The sequence below is a fragment of the Streptomyces tubbatahanensis genome (assembly GCF_022699385.1).
Taxonomy (GTDB): domain Bacteria; phylum Actinomycetota; class Actinomycetes; order Streptomycetales; family Streptomycetaceae; genus Streptomyces; species Streptomyces diacarni.
The window spans coordinates 4,057,589-4,073,546 of record NZ_CP093846.1; the positions used below are offsets into that span (position 1 = coordinate 4,057,589).

Below are 15,958 nucleotides of genomic sequence, written 5' to 3' on the forward strand. Positions count from 1 at the left end.
TTTCGCTATGCATCCGTAACCCGCTGACCATTGTGTTCGCCCCTGTGCCGCCCCGCAGACTGGGCCGGTGGACAGCACATCATTGCGGAAGAGCAAGGCCGCCGCCTGGGAGTTCCTCCAGGGGCTCGGCAAGACGTTCATGCTGCCGGTCGCCCTGTTGGCGTTCTGCGGCATCATCCTCGGCGTCGGCTCGTCGCTCTCCAGCGACGCCGTCACCGACAACCTGACCTTCCTCAAGGGTGAGGGCTTCCATCTGGTCTTCACCTGGCTGGCCAACACGGGGCAGACGGCCTTCACGTTCCTGCCCGTGCTGTTCGCGATGGCCATTCCGCTCGGCCTGGCCCGCGAGGACAAGGGGGTCGCCGCGTTCTCCGGGTTCGTCGGGTACGTGGCGATGAACCTGGCGGTCAACTTCTTCCTCACCGCCAAGGGCGTCGACCTGGAGGACAAGGAGGCGATCGCGCACTACGGCATCGCCGACGTCCTGGGCATCCAGTCGATCGACACCGGGCTGCTGGGGGCCGTCGTGGTCGGCGTCGTCGTCGCGGTGCTGCACCGCCGTTTCCGGACCCAGCGGATGCCGGATGCGCTGGCGTTCTTCGGCGGGCTGCGCTTCGTGCCGATCGTCTCGACGCTGGTGCTGAGCGTGGCCGGGCTGCTCGTCCCGCTGGTGTGGCCGACGTTCAACGGGTGGATCAGGGACCTGGGCGAGGCCATCGGGCACACCGGGGTGTTCGGGCCGTTCTTCTTCGGCGCCGGCGAGGTGCTGCTGCGCCCGGTGGGGCTGCACCACATCCTGGTGGCGATGTTCCGCTTCACCGACGTGGGCGGCGCGGGCACGGTCTGCGGCGAGCACGTCAGCGGTGCGCTCAACCTCTTCTACGCGCAGCTGAACTGCGACGCCGCCGCGAACGGGGACGTGACCTCGGCGACCCACTTCCTCTCGCAGGGCAAGATGGCCGCCTACCTGGGCGGGCTGCCCGGTGCCGCGCTCGCCATGTACCACTGTGCGCGGCGCGCCATGCGCCCCGAGATCAAGGCGCTGCTGATCTCGGGTGTGGTGGCCTGCGTGGTCGGCGGGATCACCGAGCCGCTGGAGTTCCTGTTCCTGTTCATCGCGCCGTGGCTGTACCTCCTGCACGCCGTGCTGGTGGGGCTGGGCTTCCTGACGGCGGCCGTGCTGGGCGTCTTCATCGGCAACACCGACGGCAACGTCATCGACTGGTTCGTCTTCGGGGTGCTCCAGGGCACGACCACCCGGTGGTATCTGGTGCCGGTGATCGCGGCGGTGTGGTTCGCGGTGTACTACTTCCTCTTCCGCTGGGCGATCCGGCGGTTCGACCTCAAGACGCCGGGGCGGGAGGCCCCGGACGAGGGAGAGGGCGAGGAGGAGGGAGAGGCCGAGGGAGCGGACGAGGCCGCGGGTGTCCCGGAGAGGGCTGAGGGGGCGGAGCCGGTGGCGCCGAAGCTGGTCGCGGGCCGGTACGATCCCGCGGCGCTGCTGGACGCGATCGGCGGCCCCGGCAACATACGCACCCTCGACAACTGCATCACCCGGCTGCGGATGACCGTCGAGGACGCCGCACGGCTCGACGAGGCGCGGCTGAAGAAGCTCGGTGCCGTCGGCGTCGTCACCCTCGATCCGCACACCGTGCAGGTCGTCATCGGTCCGCAGGTCCAGTCGGTCAAGGACGCCATCGAGGGGCTGCTTCCCGGCGGGAGGAGCGCGTGAGCGGGGCCTACGACTTCGACCGGGTGGTCGAGCGGCACGGCACCTGGTGCACCCAGTGGGACTACGTGCAGGACCGCTTCGGGGTGCCGGGGCTGCTGCCGTTCACCATCTCCGACATGGACTTCGAGACGGCCCCCGAGGTGCTGGAGGCGCTGCGGCGGCGGCTCGACCACGGGGTGCTGGGCTACTCGCGCTGGCGCCAGTCGGACTTCCTGTCCGCCGTCACCGACTGGTACGCGCGGCGGTACGAGACCGACGTCGACCCGGACTGGGTGGTCTACGGGCCGTCGGTGGTCTACCAGGTCTCGCAGCTGCTGCGGCTGTGGTCCGGGCCCGGGGACGGCGTCGTCGTGCACACTCCCTACTACGACGCCTTCCCCAAGGTGCTGGCCGCGCACCAGCGGCGGTTGCGCGGCTGCCCCGTCGGGGACGCGGCGGAGCTGGAGCGGCTGCTGGCGCTGCCCGACACCCGGGTGCTGCTGCTGTGCTCCCCGCACAACCCCACGGGCCGGGTGTGGACGGAAGCGGAGCTGGCGCACATGGCGCAGCTGTGCGCCCGCTACGACGTGGCGGTGATCAGCGACGAGATCCACGCGGACCTCGCCCACCCGCCGCACCGCCACAGGCCCTGGGTCCGCCACGGCACGGGGCGCTGGGCGGTGCTGAACTCCGCCTCGAAGTCGTTCAACATCCCGGCGCTCACCGGCAGCTACGGCATCGTGCGGGACGAGGCGTCGCGGGAGGCGTACCTGCGGGCGCTCAAGGAGGCGGACGGGCTCTCCTCACCTGCCGTGCTCTCCCTCGTGGGGCACATCGCCGCCTACCGCGAGGGCGAGCGGTGGCTGGACCAGCTGCGGGACTACGTGCACGGCAACCTGCGCATGGTCGCCGAGCGGCTGGCGGCCGCCTTCCCCGGCCTGGACTGGGAGCCGCCCGAGGCCGGCTACCTGGCCTGGATCGACCTGCGCGGCCTGAGCACCGCGCCCTTCGACGACGAGGCGCTGCAACGGGAGCTGATCGAGACCGAGAAGGTGGCGATCATGCCGGGCACGGCGTACGGGGCGCCCGGTTTCGTGCGGCTGAACGTCGGCTGCCCCCGCTCCAAGGCCGAGGCGGGCGTCGACGCGTTGGTCGCGGCGCTGCGCCGGGTGTGCTGAGGGACGGCCGGGCCCGGGGGGCGGGGGAGCCCGCCCGGGAAGGGCCCCGGGTGGGGGACACTGGGGCTCATGGCCATTCACGAGAACCTGCTCGGGGGTCCGCCCCCGACCCATCTGCCCGACGATCCCGAGCCCCGCGAGCTGCTCGCCGCCGGGACGGCGCCCGCCGAGGTCGCCGCGCAGTACCCGACGTCGTCGCTGGCGTGGGCGCAGCTCGCCGACGACGCGTTCGAGGCGGGCAACGTCGTCGAGTCGTACGCGTACGCGCGCACCGGCTACCACCGGGGTCTGGACGCGCTGCGCCGCAACGGCTGGAAGGGGCACGGGCCCGTGCCGTTCGAGCACGAGCCGAACCGGGGCTTCCTGCGGGCGCTGCACGCCCTCGCGCGGGCCGCGCAGACGATCGGTGAGCAGGAGGAGTACGAGCGGTGCAGCTCCTTCCTGAAGGAGAGCTCCCCCACGGCGGCCTCCACCCTGGGCTGAGGGCGGCCGGTGCGGCGCGGCCCGTGGTGGGGCGCGCCTTGAGCTGGGCCGGTGTGCGGACGGCGGCGGTGACCTTGCCGCCGCCGTCGCCTCGCGCGCATGATGCGTGGTGGGCCGCGTGAGGCCCGAGGGGACCGGGGCTCCGACGTCTATCCGGAAGGGGCGGACCGCTACCCGGAAGCACAGCGAGTGGAGACAGCGATGTCACACGACCCCGATGCCCCGGCCCTTGAGTTCGGTGGCACCACGCCCTACGAGGACTACGTACAGGCGGACGTCCTCACCCACCTCCAGCACCCGCTCTCCGACGATCCGGGCGAGATGGCGTTCCTGGTCACCACGCAGGTGATGGAGCTGTGGTTCACCCTCCTGGTGCACGAGTGGCAGACGGCGGCCCGCAAGCTGCGGGAGGACGACCTGGAGGCCGCCGCGGCCGCCCTGACGCGCTCGACCTACGAGATGGCCTCGCTCAACGCCTCCTGGGAGCCGCTGGCACACCTGACCCCCGCCCAGTTCAACTCCTACCGCTCCGCGCTGGGGGACGGGTCGGGGTTCCAGTCCGCGATGTACCGGCGGGTGGAGTTCCTGCTGGGGGAGAAGTCCGCCTCCATGCTGGTGCCGCACCGCGGGTCGCCGCGGGTGCACGCCGAACTGGAGAAGGCCCTGCACGAACCGAGCCTCTACGACGAGGCGCTGCGGTTCCTCGCCCGCCGCGGCGAGGACGTCCCCGAAGCGGTGCTCCAGCGCGACCTCGCGCGCCGGTACGAGGCCGATCCGGGCGTCGAGGCCGTGTGGGTGCGCGTCTACCGGGAGGGCGCGGGGTCGCCCGCGCACCGGCTCGGCGAGGCCCTGACCGAGGTCGCCGAGCTGGTGTGGCGCTGGCGCAACGACCACCTCGTCGCCACGCGGCGGGCCATGGGGGCCAAGACGGGGACGGGCGGCTCGGCCGGTGTGGCCTGGCTGGAGAAGCGGGCCGCCAAACAGGTCTTCCCCGAGCTGTGGACGGCGCGCAGCCATGTCTGACCCCGCCGCCGGCGAAGCGCGGGACGCGACGCAGAACGAGGCGCGGAACGGGGTGGCCGCCTCCCTCGACGCCGCCGATCCCCTCGCGCCGCTGCGTGAGCTGTTCGTGCTCGACGACGGCACCGTCTACCTCGACGGCAACTCGCTCGGCGCCCTCCCGGCCCGGGTGCCGGGGCGGCTGGCCGAGGTGGTCTCCCGGGAGTGGGGGCAGCTGGGCATCAGGTCGTGGACGGAGTCGGGCTGGTGGGAGATGCCGCAGCGGGTGGGCGAGCTGATCGCCCCGCTGGTCGGCGCGGGACCCGGCCAGGTCGTCGTCGGCGACTCGACGAGCGTGAACGTGCTCAAGGCCGTGGTCGGTGCCGTACGGATCGCGCGGGAGCGGGATTCCGGACGGAAACCGGGGCGGGACGAACTCCTGGTCGACGAGGCGACGTTCCCGACGGACGGCTACATCGCCGCGTCCGCGGCGCGGCTGACGGGATGCGCGGTGCGTCCCGTCGCCGCCGCACAGGTGCCCGAGGCCGTGGGGACGCGGACCGCCGCCGTGCTGCTCAACCACGTCGACTACCGCACCGGCACCCTCAACGACCTGCCCGCGCTGACGGCGGCCGTCCGTAAGGCGGGCGCCGTCAGCGTGTGGGACCTGTGCCACAGCGCGGGCGCGCTGCCGGTGGGGCTGGACGCGCACGGGGTGGACCTCGCGGTGGGGTGCACCTACAAGTTCCTCAACGGAGGGCCGGGCGCCCCCGCGTTCTTGTACGTGCGCTCCGCGCTCCAGGAGCGGTTCGACACGCCGCTGCCAGGGTGGGCCTCGCACGCCGACCCGTTCGCCATGGACCCGGCGTACGCGCCGGCCGCGGGTGCGGCGCGCGGCCGGGTCGGCACGCCGGACATCCTGTCGATGGCCGCGCTGGAGGAGGCGCTGGCGGTCTGGGACGGGGTGCGGATCGAGGACGTGCGGGCCAAGTCGCTGGCGCTCACGGACTTCTTCCTGCGCTGCGTGGCGGCGTACACGGGCGCGGGCGACGAGGTCGCGGTGCGGTCGCTGACGCCCGCGGAGCACGCGCGGCGCGGCAGCCAGGTCGCGCTGCTGTGCGACCCGGCGGAGCGGGCCGAGGGGGTGATGGCCGAGCTGATCGGGCGCGGCGTCGTCGGTGACTTCCGGCGCCCCGGTGTCCTGCGCTTCGGGTTCACCCCGCTCTACACTGCGTTCCAGGACGTCGAGCGGGCCGCGCGCGTCCTGGGCGAGGTGATCGGGGGACCACGATGAGCCAGGACGAGCACGGCGAGCACGGCGAGCACGGCGAGCACGACGAAAACAAGGCGCTGCTGGCACTTGCGCCCGCGCCCCCCGAGCGCCAGGTGCGCTACGGGGAACACCCCTCCCAGGTCATCGACCTCTACGGGCAGGGCGCCTCGGGTCCTCGCGTCGTCCTGCTGCACGGCGGGTTCTGGCGCGAGGAGTGGGACCGCACCCACCTGTCGCCGTTCGCCGCCGCGCTGGCGGGACAGGGGATGTCGGTGGCCCTGGTGGAGTACCGCAGGGTCGGCGGGGGCGGCGGCTGGCCCGCCACGGCCGAGGACGTCGACGCGGCGCTCGATCACCTGGGGGCCCCGCCCAGTGTCCTGTTCGGGCACTCCGCGGGCGGCCAGTTGGCGCTGTGGGCCGCGGCGAGGCGGCAGCGGGCCGCGGGCCGGGTCGTCGTGGTCGCCCCGGTGGCCGACCTCGCGCGCGCCCACGAGCTGCGTCTCGACGACGGCGCGGTGGCGTCCTTCCTCGGCGGCCGGAACGCGGCGGACAGCGCGACCGTCAGCGCGCTGGACGACGCCGATCCGATGCGGCTGCTGCCGCGCGTCCCGGTGGAGGTGCTGCACGGCACCGCCGACGCGGAGGTGCCGATCGAGCTGTCGCGGCGGTATGCGAACAACTGGGGCGGGCGCCTGCACCTGATGCCCGGCGTCGGGCACTACGCGCCCGTCACTCCGCGCACCCCGGCGTTCGACGTGGTGGTGCGGTCGCTGCGCTAGCGCCGCCCGGTCGCCTCGCGGCCGCGCACGCCTTCGGCCCCGCCACAGGCGGGGCCGAAGGCGTGCGCGGCGGTCGGGTCGCGGCCCGAACGGTGCTCGGCGTCAGTCCAGCTCGAGCTCGCCGATCTTGGCGCCGGTGTTGAAGTTGTCGACCTCGTTGTCCGAGATGTTCGTGTACTTGAACTGCTTGACGACGTTGGTGTCGTTGTCGCTCTTGTTCTCGTACTTGCTCAGGACGTGGTCGCTGAAGTCGTAGGCGGCCGAGGTCCAGTTGTGGTGGTCGCCGGCGAAGGCGGTGCCCGCCGAGCCGAGGACGGCGGCGGTCGCCAGGACGGCGGCGGCGGTCGCGGTGCGGATGCGCATGAGTGCTCCTTGCGGTCGGGGCGCGCGGTCTCGCGCGGGATGTGCGCTGTGCGCGAGACCTCTTCCACACCCCGCAGCGGAACGATCATCATTAATCCGCACGTGCCGGTGGTGTACGCCGCACGGGCGCTTCCCGACGAGCCGGGCCGTAGGCTTCGGCGGGGGGCCATGTGAACCCCGCGGACCCTCCCGGCGTCCCTCCCGGCATGGACGATGAGCGGACCGGGACGGTCGGGGCGGGCGTCACCCTGGGGCTGTTCGCGGCGTGGGCGCTGCACGACGCGGAGGAGACGGCCATGATGCCGCGCTGGATCCGCACGCACGTTCCCGAGCTGCGGAAGGCGGCGCCGCGCGTGCCGGAGGCGGTGTGGACGCGGCTGGAGGCGACGGACGGGCGGCGGTTCGCGGCGGCCGTCGGCGTGATGGCCGTCCTCGTGGGAGCGGCCGCCGCGGAAGGGCACCGCACGGGCGGACGGAGCGCCGCCTACCAGACGGCGCTGGGCGCCTTCGGCGCACACGGCGTCGTGCACCTCGCGCAGGCCGCCGCCACCCGCAGCCTCACCCCGGGGGCGCTGACCTCACCGCTGGTGGTCATCCCCTTCACCGCCTGGGCCCGCGGAAGGCTGCGCGAGCAGGGGATCCTCCGGCCGACGAGGCCGCGCGACATCGCCGCCGGCGCCCTCGGGGCCGTCGCGGCGCTGGCGGTCTCCCACGGGGTCGCCCGGCTGCTCGTGCGGCGGCGCTGACGGCAGCGGGGACCCCCGGGAGCCGGCGCGCAGCCGGTCCCCCAGCGCGCAGCCGCCGACCGCCACGGCGAGGAACGCCGCCGCGCCCGCCAGCAGCGCCGTCTCGTAGTACCCGCCGCTCGCCACCCGCGCCGCCGCGTACCCGGCGGCCGCACCGCCCAGTACGGCACAGCACAGCACCGAGAGCAGAGGGCCCGCACCCGTGTCGCCCTCGGCCAGGGTGTCGCGCAGCGCGAGGCCGGCCGCCACCGAACCGAGGACCAGCCCCGCGGCGGCGGCCAGCGCCGGGGTGCCGAAGGTGACGCCGTAGCGGACGGCGAGCGCCGGAGCGAAGAAGAGGACGAGGAACCGGCGCAGGGCGTGGCCGAGGAAGACGACGGCAGGCCCGGGGCGCGCGCCTGCACCCGGCCCGGGGTCCGTGCTCGCCCCCGGCCTGTGGGCGGTGGGTGCCGCCCACCGCCGGTCGCCCAGGCGGCACGCGGCGAGCACCGCCGCGCAGGCGGCGGCGAGCGGCAGCCGGTCGTCCAGCCGGCCGAGGTTGTAGAGCAGCAGCGTGTCGTAGGCGAGCAGGACGAGCCCGCCGAAGGCGGCGAGAGAGCCGAGGAACAGCAACAGGCGCACCGCCGGCAGCGGGGTCGGCGGTGCCGCACCGGCGGGCCCCCAGCGGCGGGCCAGGGCCGCCAGCGCGGGCGGGGTCACCAGCGCGGAGGCGCAGCGCACGGCCAGGTCGTCGAAGGTGTAGGGGTTGCGCAGGTCCCATTCGACGGCGCAGAAGACGGCGGTGTAGGCGAGCGCGGCCACCACCAGCAGGGGCGAGCGCAGCACCCGGCGGCACAGCGGCGGGTCGAGCCAGCGCAGCACCACGGCGAACGCCAGCAGCACCAGCGGCAGTTCCAAGGCCGCCTGGACGCGCAGCACGCAGACGGCGAGGGCGTGCGGCCAGGGCCAGTGGGTGACGAGCCATCCCAACGGGCCGCCACCGTCCGGCAGGTCGAACCAGCCAGGGGGGAGATAGCGGGCCACGAAGGCGGGGTCGCCGCCCCGGACGCGCTCCACGTACACCACGACGGCCACCTGGTTGACCAGCACGAGACCGGTCACCACCCCCAGCCATGCGAGCGGCCCGGGCAGTCGGCGCCCCGCTGCCCCGGGGCCGCCCGGCGGCCCGAGCCGCCGGTCCCGGACCGCGAGGGTGAGCGCCAGTACGACGGATATCAGGACGGCGCCGTCCACGGTTGCCTGCATGGCGGCTCAGCGTACGTAGTTCTTCAAGACCTCGGTGTCCAGACGGATGCCGACGGGCTCGGGGAGGGCGACCTGTTCACCGAACGCGGCGGTGTGCAGATCGCGGTAGCGTCCGGCGTTCGGGTCGGGGTTCGTGTGCACGACGACCTCGCCCGCGCCCCGGTCGACCAGGAGGTAGACCGGGATGCCGACAGCGGCGTAGGCGGCCGGTTTCTCCTGCCGGTCGCGCTGGTTGGTGTCCGAGTCGTACGACGTGACCTCGACGGTCATCAGTACGCCGTCGGGGTCGGCCCATTCGCCCTGCCCGGCGAAGTGGGCGATGGGCGCGAGCGAGCCGTCCGGACGCACTCTTCCCTTGCGGTAGCCACCGGCCTTCAACCCTTGCGTGGGGTGCAGGTCGAGATCCGGGCGCGCCTGCATGCACTGCCTGAGCAGCCACATGGTGATCGTCTCGTGATCTCCGTCTGCCACGACCTTCTCCCCGATCCGTCCGCCGATGAACTCCAACGTGACGGTCTCGGGAGTGGTGGACGCGATCCGTTCGAAGTCCTCCACCGACATGTGAGACGTGCGCTCGGCCATAACCGTCATGCTGCCCCTCCTTCCAGGCGAAAGCCAGTGTCAGCCGTGAGGCGGCGGGGCGGCGGGGGTTTCCGGCGGATACACCCACACGGGTGAGGCCGGTCGCCCTGGTATGCGCGTAGCCGCACGGTCGGACTGACCGTGCGGCTACGGGCGGGCCGGGCCCGGGGAGGGCGGGGGCTCAGAGGAAGGAGTTGACCTGGATCGTCTCGTCGCGGCCCGGGCCGACGCCGATGGCGGAGATCGGGGCGCCCGACATCTCCTCCAGGGTCTTCACATACGCTTGCGCGTTCTTCGGCAGGTCGGCGAAGGTCTTGGCCTTGGTGATGTCCTCGCTCCAGCCGGGCAGGTACTCGTAGACCGGCTGGGCGTGGTGGAAGTCGCTCTGGTTGTAGGGCAGTTCCGTGGTGCGCTCGCCGTCGACGTCGTAGGCGACGCAGACGGGGATCTGCTCCCAGCCGGTGAGCACGTCGAGCTTGGTGAGGAAGAAGTCGGTGAGCCCGTTGACGCGGGTGGCGTAGCGGGCGATGACCGCGTCGAACCAGCCGCAGCGCCGGTTGCGGCCCGTGGTGACGCCGAACTCGCCGCCGATGGTGCGCAGCGCCTCGCCGTCGTCGTCGAACAGCTCGGTGGGGAAGGGGCCCGCGCCGACGCGGGTCGTGTACGCCTTGAGGATGCCGATGACCCGGTTGATCTTCGTCGGTCCGACGCCGGAACCGGTGCAGGCGCCGCCCGCCGTCGGGTTGGAGGAGGTGACGAACGGGTACGTGCCGTGGTCGACGTCCAGCAGGGTGCCCTGGCCGCCCTCGAAGAGAACGACCTTGCCCTCGTCGATCGCGTCGTTGAGGACCAGCGTGGTGTCGGCGACGAAGCCCTTGAGGTGCTCGGCGTAGCCCAGCAGCTCCTCGACGACCTGCTCGGCCGAGATCGCGCGGCGGTTGTAGAGCTTGGCCAGCACCTGGTTCTTGAAGTCGAGCGCCGCCTCGACCTTCTGCAGCAGGATCGACTCGTCGAACAGGTCCTGGACCCGGATGCCGACGCGGTTGATCTTGTCGGCGTAGCTCGGGCCGATGCCGCGCCCCGTGGTGCCGATGCGCCGCTTGCCCAGGAACCGCTCGGTCGTCTTGTCGAGCGTCTCGTGGTACGGCGTGATCAGGTGGGCGTTGCCGCTGACCAGCAGCTTGGAGGTGTCGACGCCGCGCTCGTTCAGTCCGCTCAGCTCGGAGAGCAGGACCGAGGGGTCGACGACGACGCCGTTGCCGATGACCGGGGTGCAGCCGGGAGAGAGGATCCCGGACGGGAGCAGGTGCAGCGCGTACTTCTGGTCGCCGACGACGACCGTGTGGCCGGCGTTGTTGCCGCCCTGGTAGCGCACCACGTAGTCCACGGAGCCGCCGAGCAGGTCGGTGGCCTTTCCCTTGCCCTCGTCACCCCACTGAGCACCGAGCAGCACAAGTGCGGGCACAGGCGTACACCCCTTTCGGGTGGGGCATGTCCCACGTGCGTGGCGCGTATCGCCATCGCGAGAGCCGCAGGTCGGTACCCCGGATAGAGGAAGCCCCTGGCGCAACAGCGACAGGGGCTCTTGCACCGAGAGATTACCGAACAATTCTCCCGGGTGACGAACAGGGGAGTGCACCGACTCGGACGGACGTACGAACGCGTACCACCTCAGCACACGCCGGCAGCTTCCGGGAACCGGGGTCGACCCCCCGGTCCCGGGCCCGGTCCTCCGGAGTCCCGGCCCCCCGGGGCCGGGCAGCACCGGTTCGGTTCAGGAACGCACGGACTCACCCGTACGCACGGAATCACGAGGAAGGATCGTGGTGTCGGCTCCAGATCCCGCGAGGCCTCCGGCGCACCCCTGCGCCCCGTCGCCGTCCCCCGCGCAACCCGCCCCAAGACCGCCCGGACGGCCCTCGGCACGCCCGCCCGCCCCCTCGGCGGAGCGTCGCCGGGCGAGAGGCCCGGCAACCAGCCCGGAGGCGGGGGACACGGGGACGAGCCCGACCGCAGGAGGCCCGACGCCGCGAGACCCGCAAGCCGACGGGCGCGCCGCCCCGCAGGCGGACTCGGCGGCGGCCGCTCCGCTGCTCGTGGTCGTCGACCCCGTCGCCCGCACCACGGACGGCGAGTCCGTACGGATCGCCCGCGACGTGCTGCGGGCCGGGAGCCCCGGCATGAAACTGAGCCTGCCCGAGGGGCCCGACGCGGTGGCGCGGGCCCTGGCCCGGCGCGGCGGGCGCAGACCCGTCCTCGTCGGCAACGACCGCGCCCTGCTGCGCGCCGTACGGCTTCTGCACCGCGAACGGGCGCTGGAGCGGACGGCGCTGTCGGTGGTGCCGGTCGGCAACGGCCCCTCGATCGCCCTGGCCCGGAGCCTGGGGCTGCCGCTCGACGCGGTCTCGGCCGCGCGGACGGTGCTGCGCGGGACCCCGCGGGCGCTGGACCTCCTGGTGGACGACGAGGGCGAGGTCGTTCTCGGAGGGCTGCGCCTCGAACGGGGCGCCGCACCCGCCGCGCCTGCCCCGCCCGCCGCCGCGGCCTCCCCGAGCGGGACGGCGCCGCTCCCGCCGCCCTGGCGGCGGCTGTGCCACTCCCTGGCGCGCACGGTCCTGGCCGGGGGTGCCCGCGCCGGTGGCGGGCCGCACCAGGCGGCGGACGAGCCGGGGGCCGCGCCCCTCCCCCACCGGCTGCGCGTGGTGGCCGACGAGACGTTGCTGACCGGCCCCGACCGGCCGGTGACGGAGCTGGCGGTGCGTACGGAGCAGGGCACCGGGTGGGCGGAGGTCGTCGTCCAGCCCGCCCACGCGGGGGTGCCCGCGCGGGCGCGGGCGCGCACCGTCACGGTGGCGGCGCCCGGCGGCGAGGGCTTCCGCTACCGCCCCGACACCCAGCCGCCGAGCGCGCCCGTCCCCGCCCGCACCTGGACGCTCAGCCCCGGCGCCTGGCACCTGGTCCTGCCGGCGGACTGACGGACTGCCGGACTGACGCGGACTGCCGGCGGACTGACGCGGACTGACGCGGACTGCCGGCGGACTGACGCGGACTGACGCGGACTGACGGGGGACCGCCGGCTTGAGCGGTCGCCGTCCGCCGCGGCGCGGGGAGCGTCAGTCCCGCTGCCGCTCGTGCCAGCGCTTGAGCATCTCCTCCAGCTCCCGCTGCATGAACCGGAGGAACTCGGCGCTCTCCGCCAGGCGGCGGCCGCCGGGGGAGTCGCCGCCGAGGGCGTCGGCGCCGGTGGTCAGGGTGGTCTGCCAGCGGTTGAGGAGGTTGTCGCGGCTGAGCAGGCTCGTGTACCAGACGTCCTGGTGCAGCAGGTAGCGCTCGCGCCGCGAGCCGGGGTCGCGCTGCCGGCTGACCATTCCGACCTGGGAGAGGTAGCGCACGGCGCCGGAGATGGCGGCCGGGCTGGCCTGGAGCCGCCGGCCCAGTTCGGCGGAGGTGAGGGCGCCCTCCTCGGAGGCGAGGAGGCAGGCGAAGGCGCGGGAGGCCATGCGCTGCATGCCCGCCTCGGTGAGGTCGGCGGCGAACCGTTCGACGAACGGGGAGGCCCGCTCCTCGTACTCCCGCAGCCGGGAGCCGGTCTCCTCGCCGCCGGCCTGCCGGGTGCCGGCCTTGCCGGCTTCCCGCGTGCCGTTCTCCCCGGTGCGGGCGCCGGTCTCTTCCCTCGCGTCGTCAGCCACGTCGGTCAGCTTCTCCCACCCTGCGTGCCCAGCTGCTTGTCCGCCCTGATCAGCGGTTTCTCCCGAAGACCCTAACGCTTCCTTAACTTCACAAATTTGTGAAGTGAGCGTAGTTTCCGAAACATGACCGCCGCTACCACCGTGACCGCGCCCGCCACCACGGCGCTTACCGTGTCCGGGCTCGTCAAGACCTTCGGCGCGACCCGCGCCCTCGACGGGCTCGACCTCCAGGTCGCCACCGGTGAGGTGCACGGCTTCCTCGGCCCGAACGGCGCGGGGAAGTCGACCACCCTGCGCATCCTGTTGGGCCTCCTGCGCGCCGACACCGGAACCGCCCGCCTGCTGGGCGCCGACCCCTGGGACGACGCCGTCGCCCTGCACCGGCGCCTCGCCTACGTCCCCGGCGACGTCGAACTGTGGCCGAACCTCACCGGCGGTGAGGCCATCGACCTGCTGGCGCGGCTGCGCGGCGGCATCGACGCGGCCAGGCGCGCCGAGTTGGTGGAGCGCTTCGACCTCGACCCGACCAAGAAGGGCCGCACCTACTCCAAGGGCAACCGCCAGAAGGTCGCCCTCGTCGCCGCGCTCGCTTCCGACGCGGAGCTGCTGTTGCTGGACGAGCCGACGGCGGGCCTCGATCCGCTGATGGAGGTCGTCTTCCAGGACCTCGTCCTCCGGGCCAGGAACGAGGGGCGCACCGTCCTGCTCTCCAGCCACATCCTGTCCCAGGTGGAGAGGGTGTGCGACCGGGTGAGCATCGTCAGGCTCGGCAGGGTCGTCCAGTCCGGGACGCTCGGCGAGATGCGGCATCTGACCCGTACGACCATCGAGGCCGAGATCGATCTGGCCCGGCACCCGGAAGGGGGCGCCCACCCGGCGTCCGGGCTGGCCCGCCTGCCCGGCGTCCACGAGCTGCGGACGGAGGGCGCCCACGTGCGCTTCTCCGTGGACGGCGCCCACCTGGAAGCGGCGGTGCGCCGGCTCGGCGACCTCGGCGTCCGCGGCCTCGTCAGCCATCCGCCGACGCTGGAGGAGCTGATGCTGCGCCACTACGGCGACGAACTGGCCGCCACAGGACACGGCACCACCACGGACGGGATCGCGGCCCCGGACACCTCCCGCACGGACGCTTCCGGGGACCTGGGCCGCACGGACGCCGGTACGGAGGGCGGCTCGCGATGAGTGCCGTGACCGACGCCGCCCCGCGCGACGGGGGGCTCCGCCGCCAGGGGACGGGCCGGGCGCCCGGCGGCAACGCGCTGGCGGGCACCGGCGTCCTCGTCCGCTTCGCGCTGCGCCGCGACCGGCTCCGCCTCCCCGCCTGGGTCCTGGCCGTCCTCCTCGTGACCCTGTCGGGCATCGGCAAGGCGGCCGATCTGGCGCCGGACCCCGCGGCCTTGGGGCACCAGGTGCCCCCGGAGGCCGCCGGCATGAGCGAGACGCTGCGCGGGCCCGCCATGCTCGCCATGACGGGGCCCGAGCACTATCTGACCCACTTCACCCCGGCCTCGGTGCTCAGCATGCTGATGATCGGCTACGGGGCGCTCCTCGTCGGGCTGATGAGCGTGCTCACCGTCGTGCGCCACACCCGCGCCGACGAGGAGAGGGGCATCGCCGAACTGCTGCGCTCCGGCGTCGTGGGACGGCACGCCACCCTCAGCGCGGCCCTCGCCGCCGCGGCCGTGGCCGACGTGGCGCTGGGCGCGCTGTTCGCCCTCGTGCTGCCCGCCGTCGGACCGGCCGGCGTCACCGGCGGCGGTGCGCTGCTGTACGGGGCCGCGCACGCGGCCGTGGGGCTGGTCTTCGCCGGGGTCGCCGCCGTCACCGTGCAGCTGTCCGCACACGCCAGGGCGGCGGGCGGCATGGCGCTCGCCGCCCTGGGTGCCGCGTACGCGCTGCGCGCGGCGGGGGACGTGGGCGCGGGACCCGCCTCGTGGCTGTCGCCGATCGGCTGGGCCCAGCGCACCTACCCGTTCGTCGACGACCGCTGGTGGCCGCTGCTGCCCGCCCTCGCGCTGGCCCTCGCCACGGCCGCCGCCGGATACGCGCTCTCCACCCGGCGCGACGTCGGGGCCGGCGTGCTGGCCGCCCGGCCGGGCCCGCCGACCGCCTCCGCCGCGCTCACCCGGCCCCTCGGCTTCGCCCTGCGGCTGCACCGCGGGCTGCTGGCCGGGTTCTGCGCCGCGCTGCTGCTGCTCGGCGCCATGTACGGCTCCCTGTTCGGCAGCGTCGACGACATGCTCAAGGACCTGGACGACGTCAGGGAGGCCATCGCCAGGGGGCTGGGGGAGGGCGGTTCCTTCGTCGAGTCCTTCGCGTCCACGATCATGCTGGTGGTCGCCGTCGCCGCCTCCCTGCACGTGGTGATGGCCGCGCTGCGGCCCCGCGCGGAGGAGACGGCGGGCCGTGCCGAGCCGCTGCTGGCCACCGGGCTGTCCCGTACCCGCTGGCTCGGCTCGCATCTGGCCCTCGCGCTCGGCGGCGGCACCGTGGTGCTGCTGGCCGGCTCTCTCGGACTCGGCCTGGCGGGGAGCGCCTCCGCGGGCGACAGCGGCCTGGTCTGGCGGCTGCTGGGCGCCGGGCTCGCCTACGCGCCCGCGCTGTGGGTCACCGGCGGTGTCGCCGCCCTCCTGTTCGGCTGGGCCCCGCGGGCGGCGGCGCTGGCCGGGGCCGTACCCGCCTACGGCTTCGTCGTCGGCTACCTCGGCAAGCTCCTCGACCTGCCCGGCTGGCTGAACGACCTCTCCCCCTTCGGGCACGTCCCCCAACTGCCGTCAGCCGACCTGCGCTGGACACCCGTCGTGCTGCTGACCCTGGTGGCCGCGGTCCTGGTCGCGGCGGGCCTGGCGGGCTTTCGCCGCCGCGACCTCGACACGAAGTAGCCCACCGCACCGCACCGCCGGGACCGGG

The 15,958-nt window shown here is 73.9% G+C and carries 14 protein-coding genes; 10 read left to right on the forward strand and 4 right to left on the reverse strand.

Features of this window, described 5'->3' with window-relative positions; all coding sequences use genetic code 11:
• The first annotated feature begins 67 nt into the window (after positions 1-67).
• The 6 genes from malX to MMF93_RS17470 all read left to right on the forward strand — a co-directional run bounded on the left by malX (position 68) and on the right by MMF93_RS17470 (position 6,423).
• Entirely contained in the window at positions 68-1,732 is a 1,665-nt protein-coding gene (gene malX, locus MMF93_RS17445; protein WP_274709474.1) for a maltose/glucose-specific PTS transporter subunit IIBC, read from the forward strand.
• Positions 1,729-2,889: a MalY/PatB family protein gene (locus MMF93_RS17450; protein WP_242752686.1), complete on the forward strand. Its 1,161-nt coding sequence runs from the start codon at positions 1,729-1,731 to the stop codon at positions 2,887-2,889. The genes malX and MMF93_RS17450 overlap by 4 nt, the downstream gene beginning before the upstream one ends.
• Positions 2,890-2,958: 69 nt before the next feature.
• Entirely contained in the window at positions 2,959-3,372 is a 414-nt protein-coding gene (locus MMF93_RS17455; protein WP_114022195.1) for a DUF3151 domain-containing protein, read from the forward strand.
• Positions 3,373-3,573: 201 nt separating this feature from the next.
• Positions 3,574-4,395: a tryptophan 2,3-dioxygenase family protein gene (locus MMF93_RS17460; RefSeq protein ID WP_242752688.1), complete on the forward strand. Its 822-nt coding sequence runs from the start codon at positions 3,574-3,576 to the stop codon at positions 4,393-4,395.
• Positions 4,388-5,665, forward strand: coding sequence for a kynureninase (kynU, locus tag MMF93_RS17465; RefSeq protein WP_242752690.1), 1,278 nt, complete (start codon positions 4,388-4,390; stop codon positions 5,663-5,665). The genes MMF93_RS17460 and kynU overlap by 8 nt, the downstream gene beginning before the upstream one ends.
• Complete coding sequence (locus MMF93_RS17470) at positions 5,662-6,423, forward strand: alpha/beta fold hydrolase (RefSeq protein WP_242752692.1); 762 nt, start codon at positions 5,662-5,664, stop codon at positions 6,421-6,423. Before kynU ends, MMF93_RS17470 begins: the two co-directional genes overlap by 4 nt.
• Before the next feature lie 102 nt (positions 6,424-6,525).
• Here the strand turns inward: MMF93_RS17470 and MMF93_RS17475 are convergent, their stop codons facing one another.
• Positions 6,526-6,786 carry a hypothetical protein gene (locus MMF93_RS17475; RefSeq protein WP_242752694.1) on the reverse strand — a complete coding sequence of 87 codons (261 nt, stop codon included), beginning with the start codon at positions 6,784-6,786 and terminating at the stop codon, positions 6,526-6,528.
• A 206-nt stretch (positions 6,787-6,992) separates the two neighbouring features.
• Here MMF93_RS17475 and MMF93_RS17480 point away from each other — a divergent pair, with 206 nt between their 5' ends.
• Positions 6,993-7,532, forward strand: a complete 540-nt coding sequence (locus MMF93_RS17480) for an HXXEE domain-containing protein (RefSeq protein WP_242752695.1) — start codon at positions 6,993-6,995, stop codon at positions 7,530-7,532.
• 1,251 nt (positions 7,533-8,783) lie between these two features.
• Here MMF93_RS17480 and MMF93_RS17485 read toward each other — a convergent pair.
• Both MMF93_RS17485 and MMF93_RS17490 read right to left on the reverse strand, forming a co-directional pair.
• Complete coding sequence (locus MMF93_RS17485) at positions 8,784-9,368, reverse strand: Uma2 family endonuclease (protein WP_114022189.1); 585 nt, start codon at positions 9,366-9,368, stop codon at positions 8,784-8,786.
• Between the two features lie 172 nt (positions 9,369-9,540).
• Positions 9,541-10,824, reverse strand: a complete 1,284-nt coding sequence (locus tag MMF93_RS17490) for an adenylosuccinate synthase (protein WP_242752697.1) — start codon at positions 10,822-10,824, stop codon at positions 9,541-9,543.
• 631 nt (positions 10,825-11,455) lie between these two features.
• On the opposite strand from MMF93_RS17490, the gene MMF93_RS17495 reads away from it, so the two are divergent.
• Complete coding sequence (locus tag MMF93_RS17495) at positions 11,456-12,334, forward strand: diacylglycerol kinase catalytic domain-containing protein (RefSeq protein ID WP_242752698.1); 879 nt, start codon at positions 11,456-11,458, stop codon at positions 12,332-12,334.
• A gap of 138 nt (positions 12,335-12,472) precedes the next feature.
• Here MMF93_RS17495 and MMF93_RS17500 read toward each other — a convergent pair whose 3' ends face one another.
• Positions 12,473-13,057: a GbsR/MarR family transcriptional regulator gene (locus MMF93_RS17500; RefSeq protein ID WP_423835616.1), complete on the reverse strand. Its 585-nt coding sequence runs from the start codon at positions 13,055-13,057 to the stop codon at positions 12,473-12,475.
• A gap of 114 nt (positions 13,058-13,171) precedes the next feature.
• Between MMF93_RS17500 and MMF93_RS17505 the strand changes: the two genes are divergently transcribed.
• Both MMF93_RS17505 and MMF93_RS17510 read left to right on the forward strand, forming a co-directional pair.
• A complete protein-coding gene (locus tag MMF93_RS17505; RefSeq protein ID WP_242752699.1) occupies positions 13,172-14,230 on the forward strand; it encodes an ABC transporter ATP-binding protein in 1,059 nt (352 codons plus the stop codon).
• Positions 14,227-15,930, forward strand: coding sequence for an ABC transporter permease (locus MMF93_RS17510; RefSeq protein WP_242752700.1), 1,704 nt, complete (start codon positions 14,227-14,229; stop codon positions 15,928-15,930). Before MMF93_RS17505 ends, MMF93_RS17510 begins: the two co-directional genes overlap by 4 nt.
• Positions 15,931-15,958 lie beyond the last annotated feature (28 nt).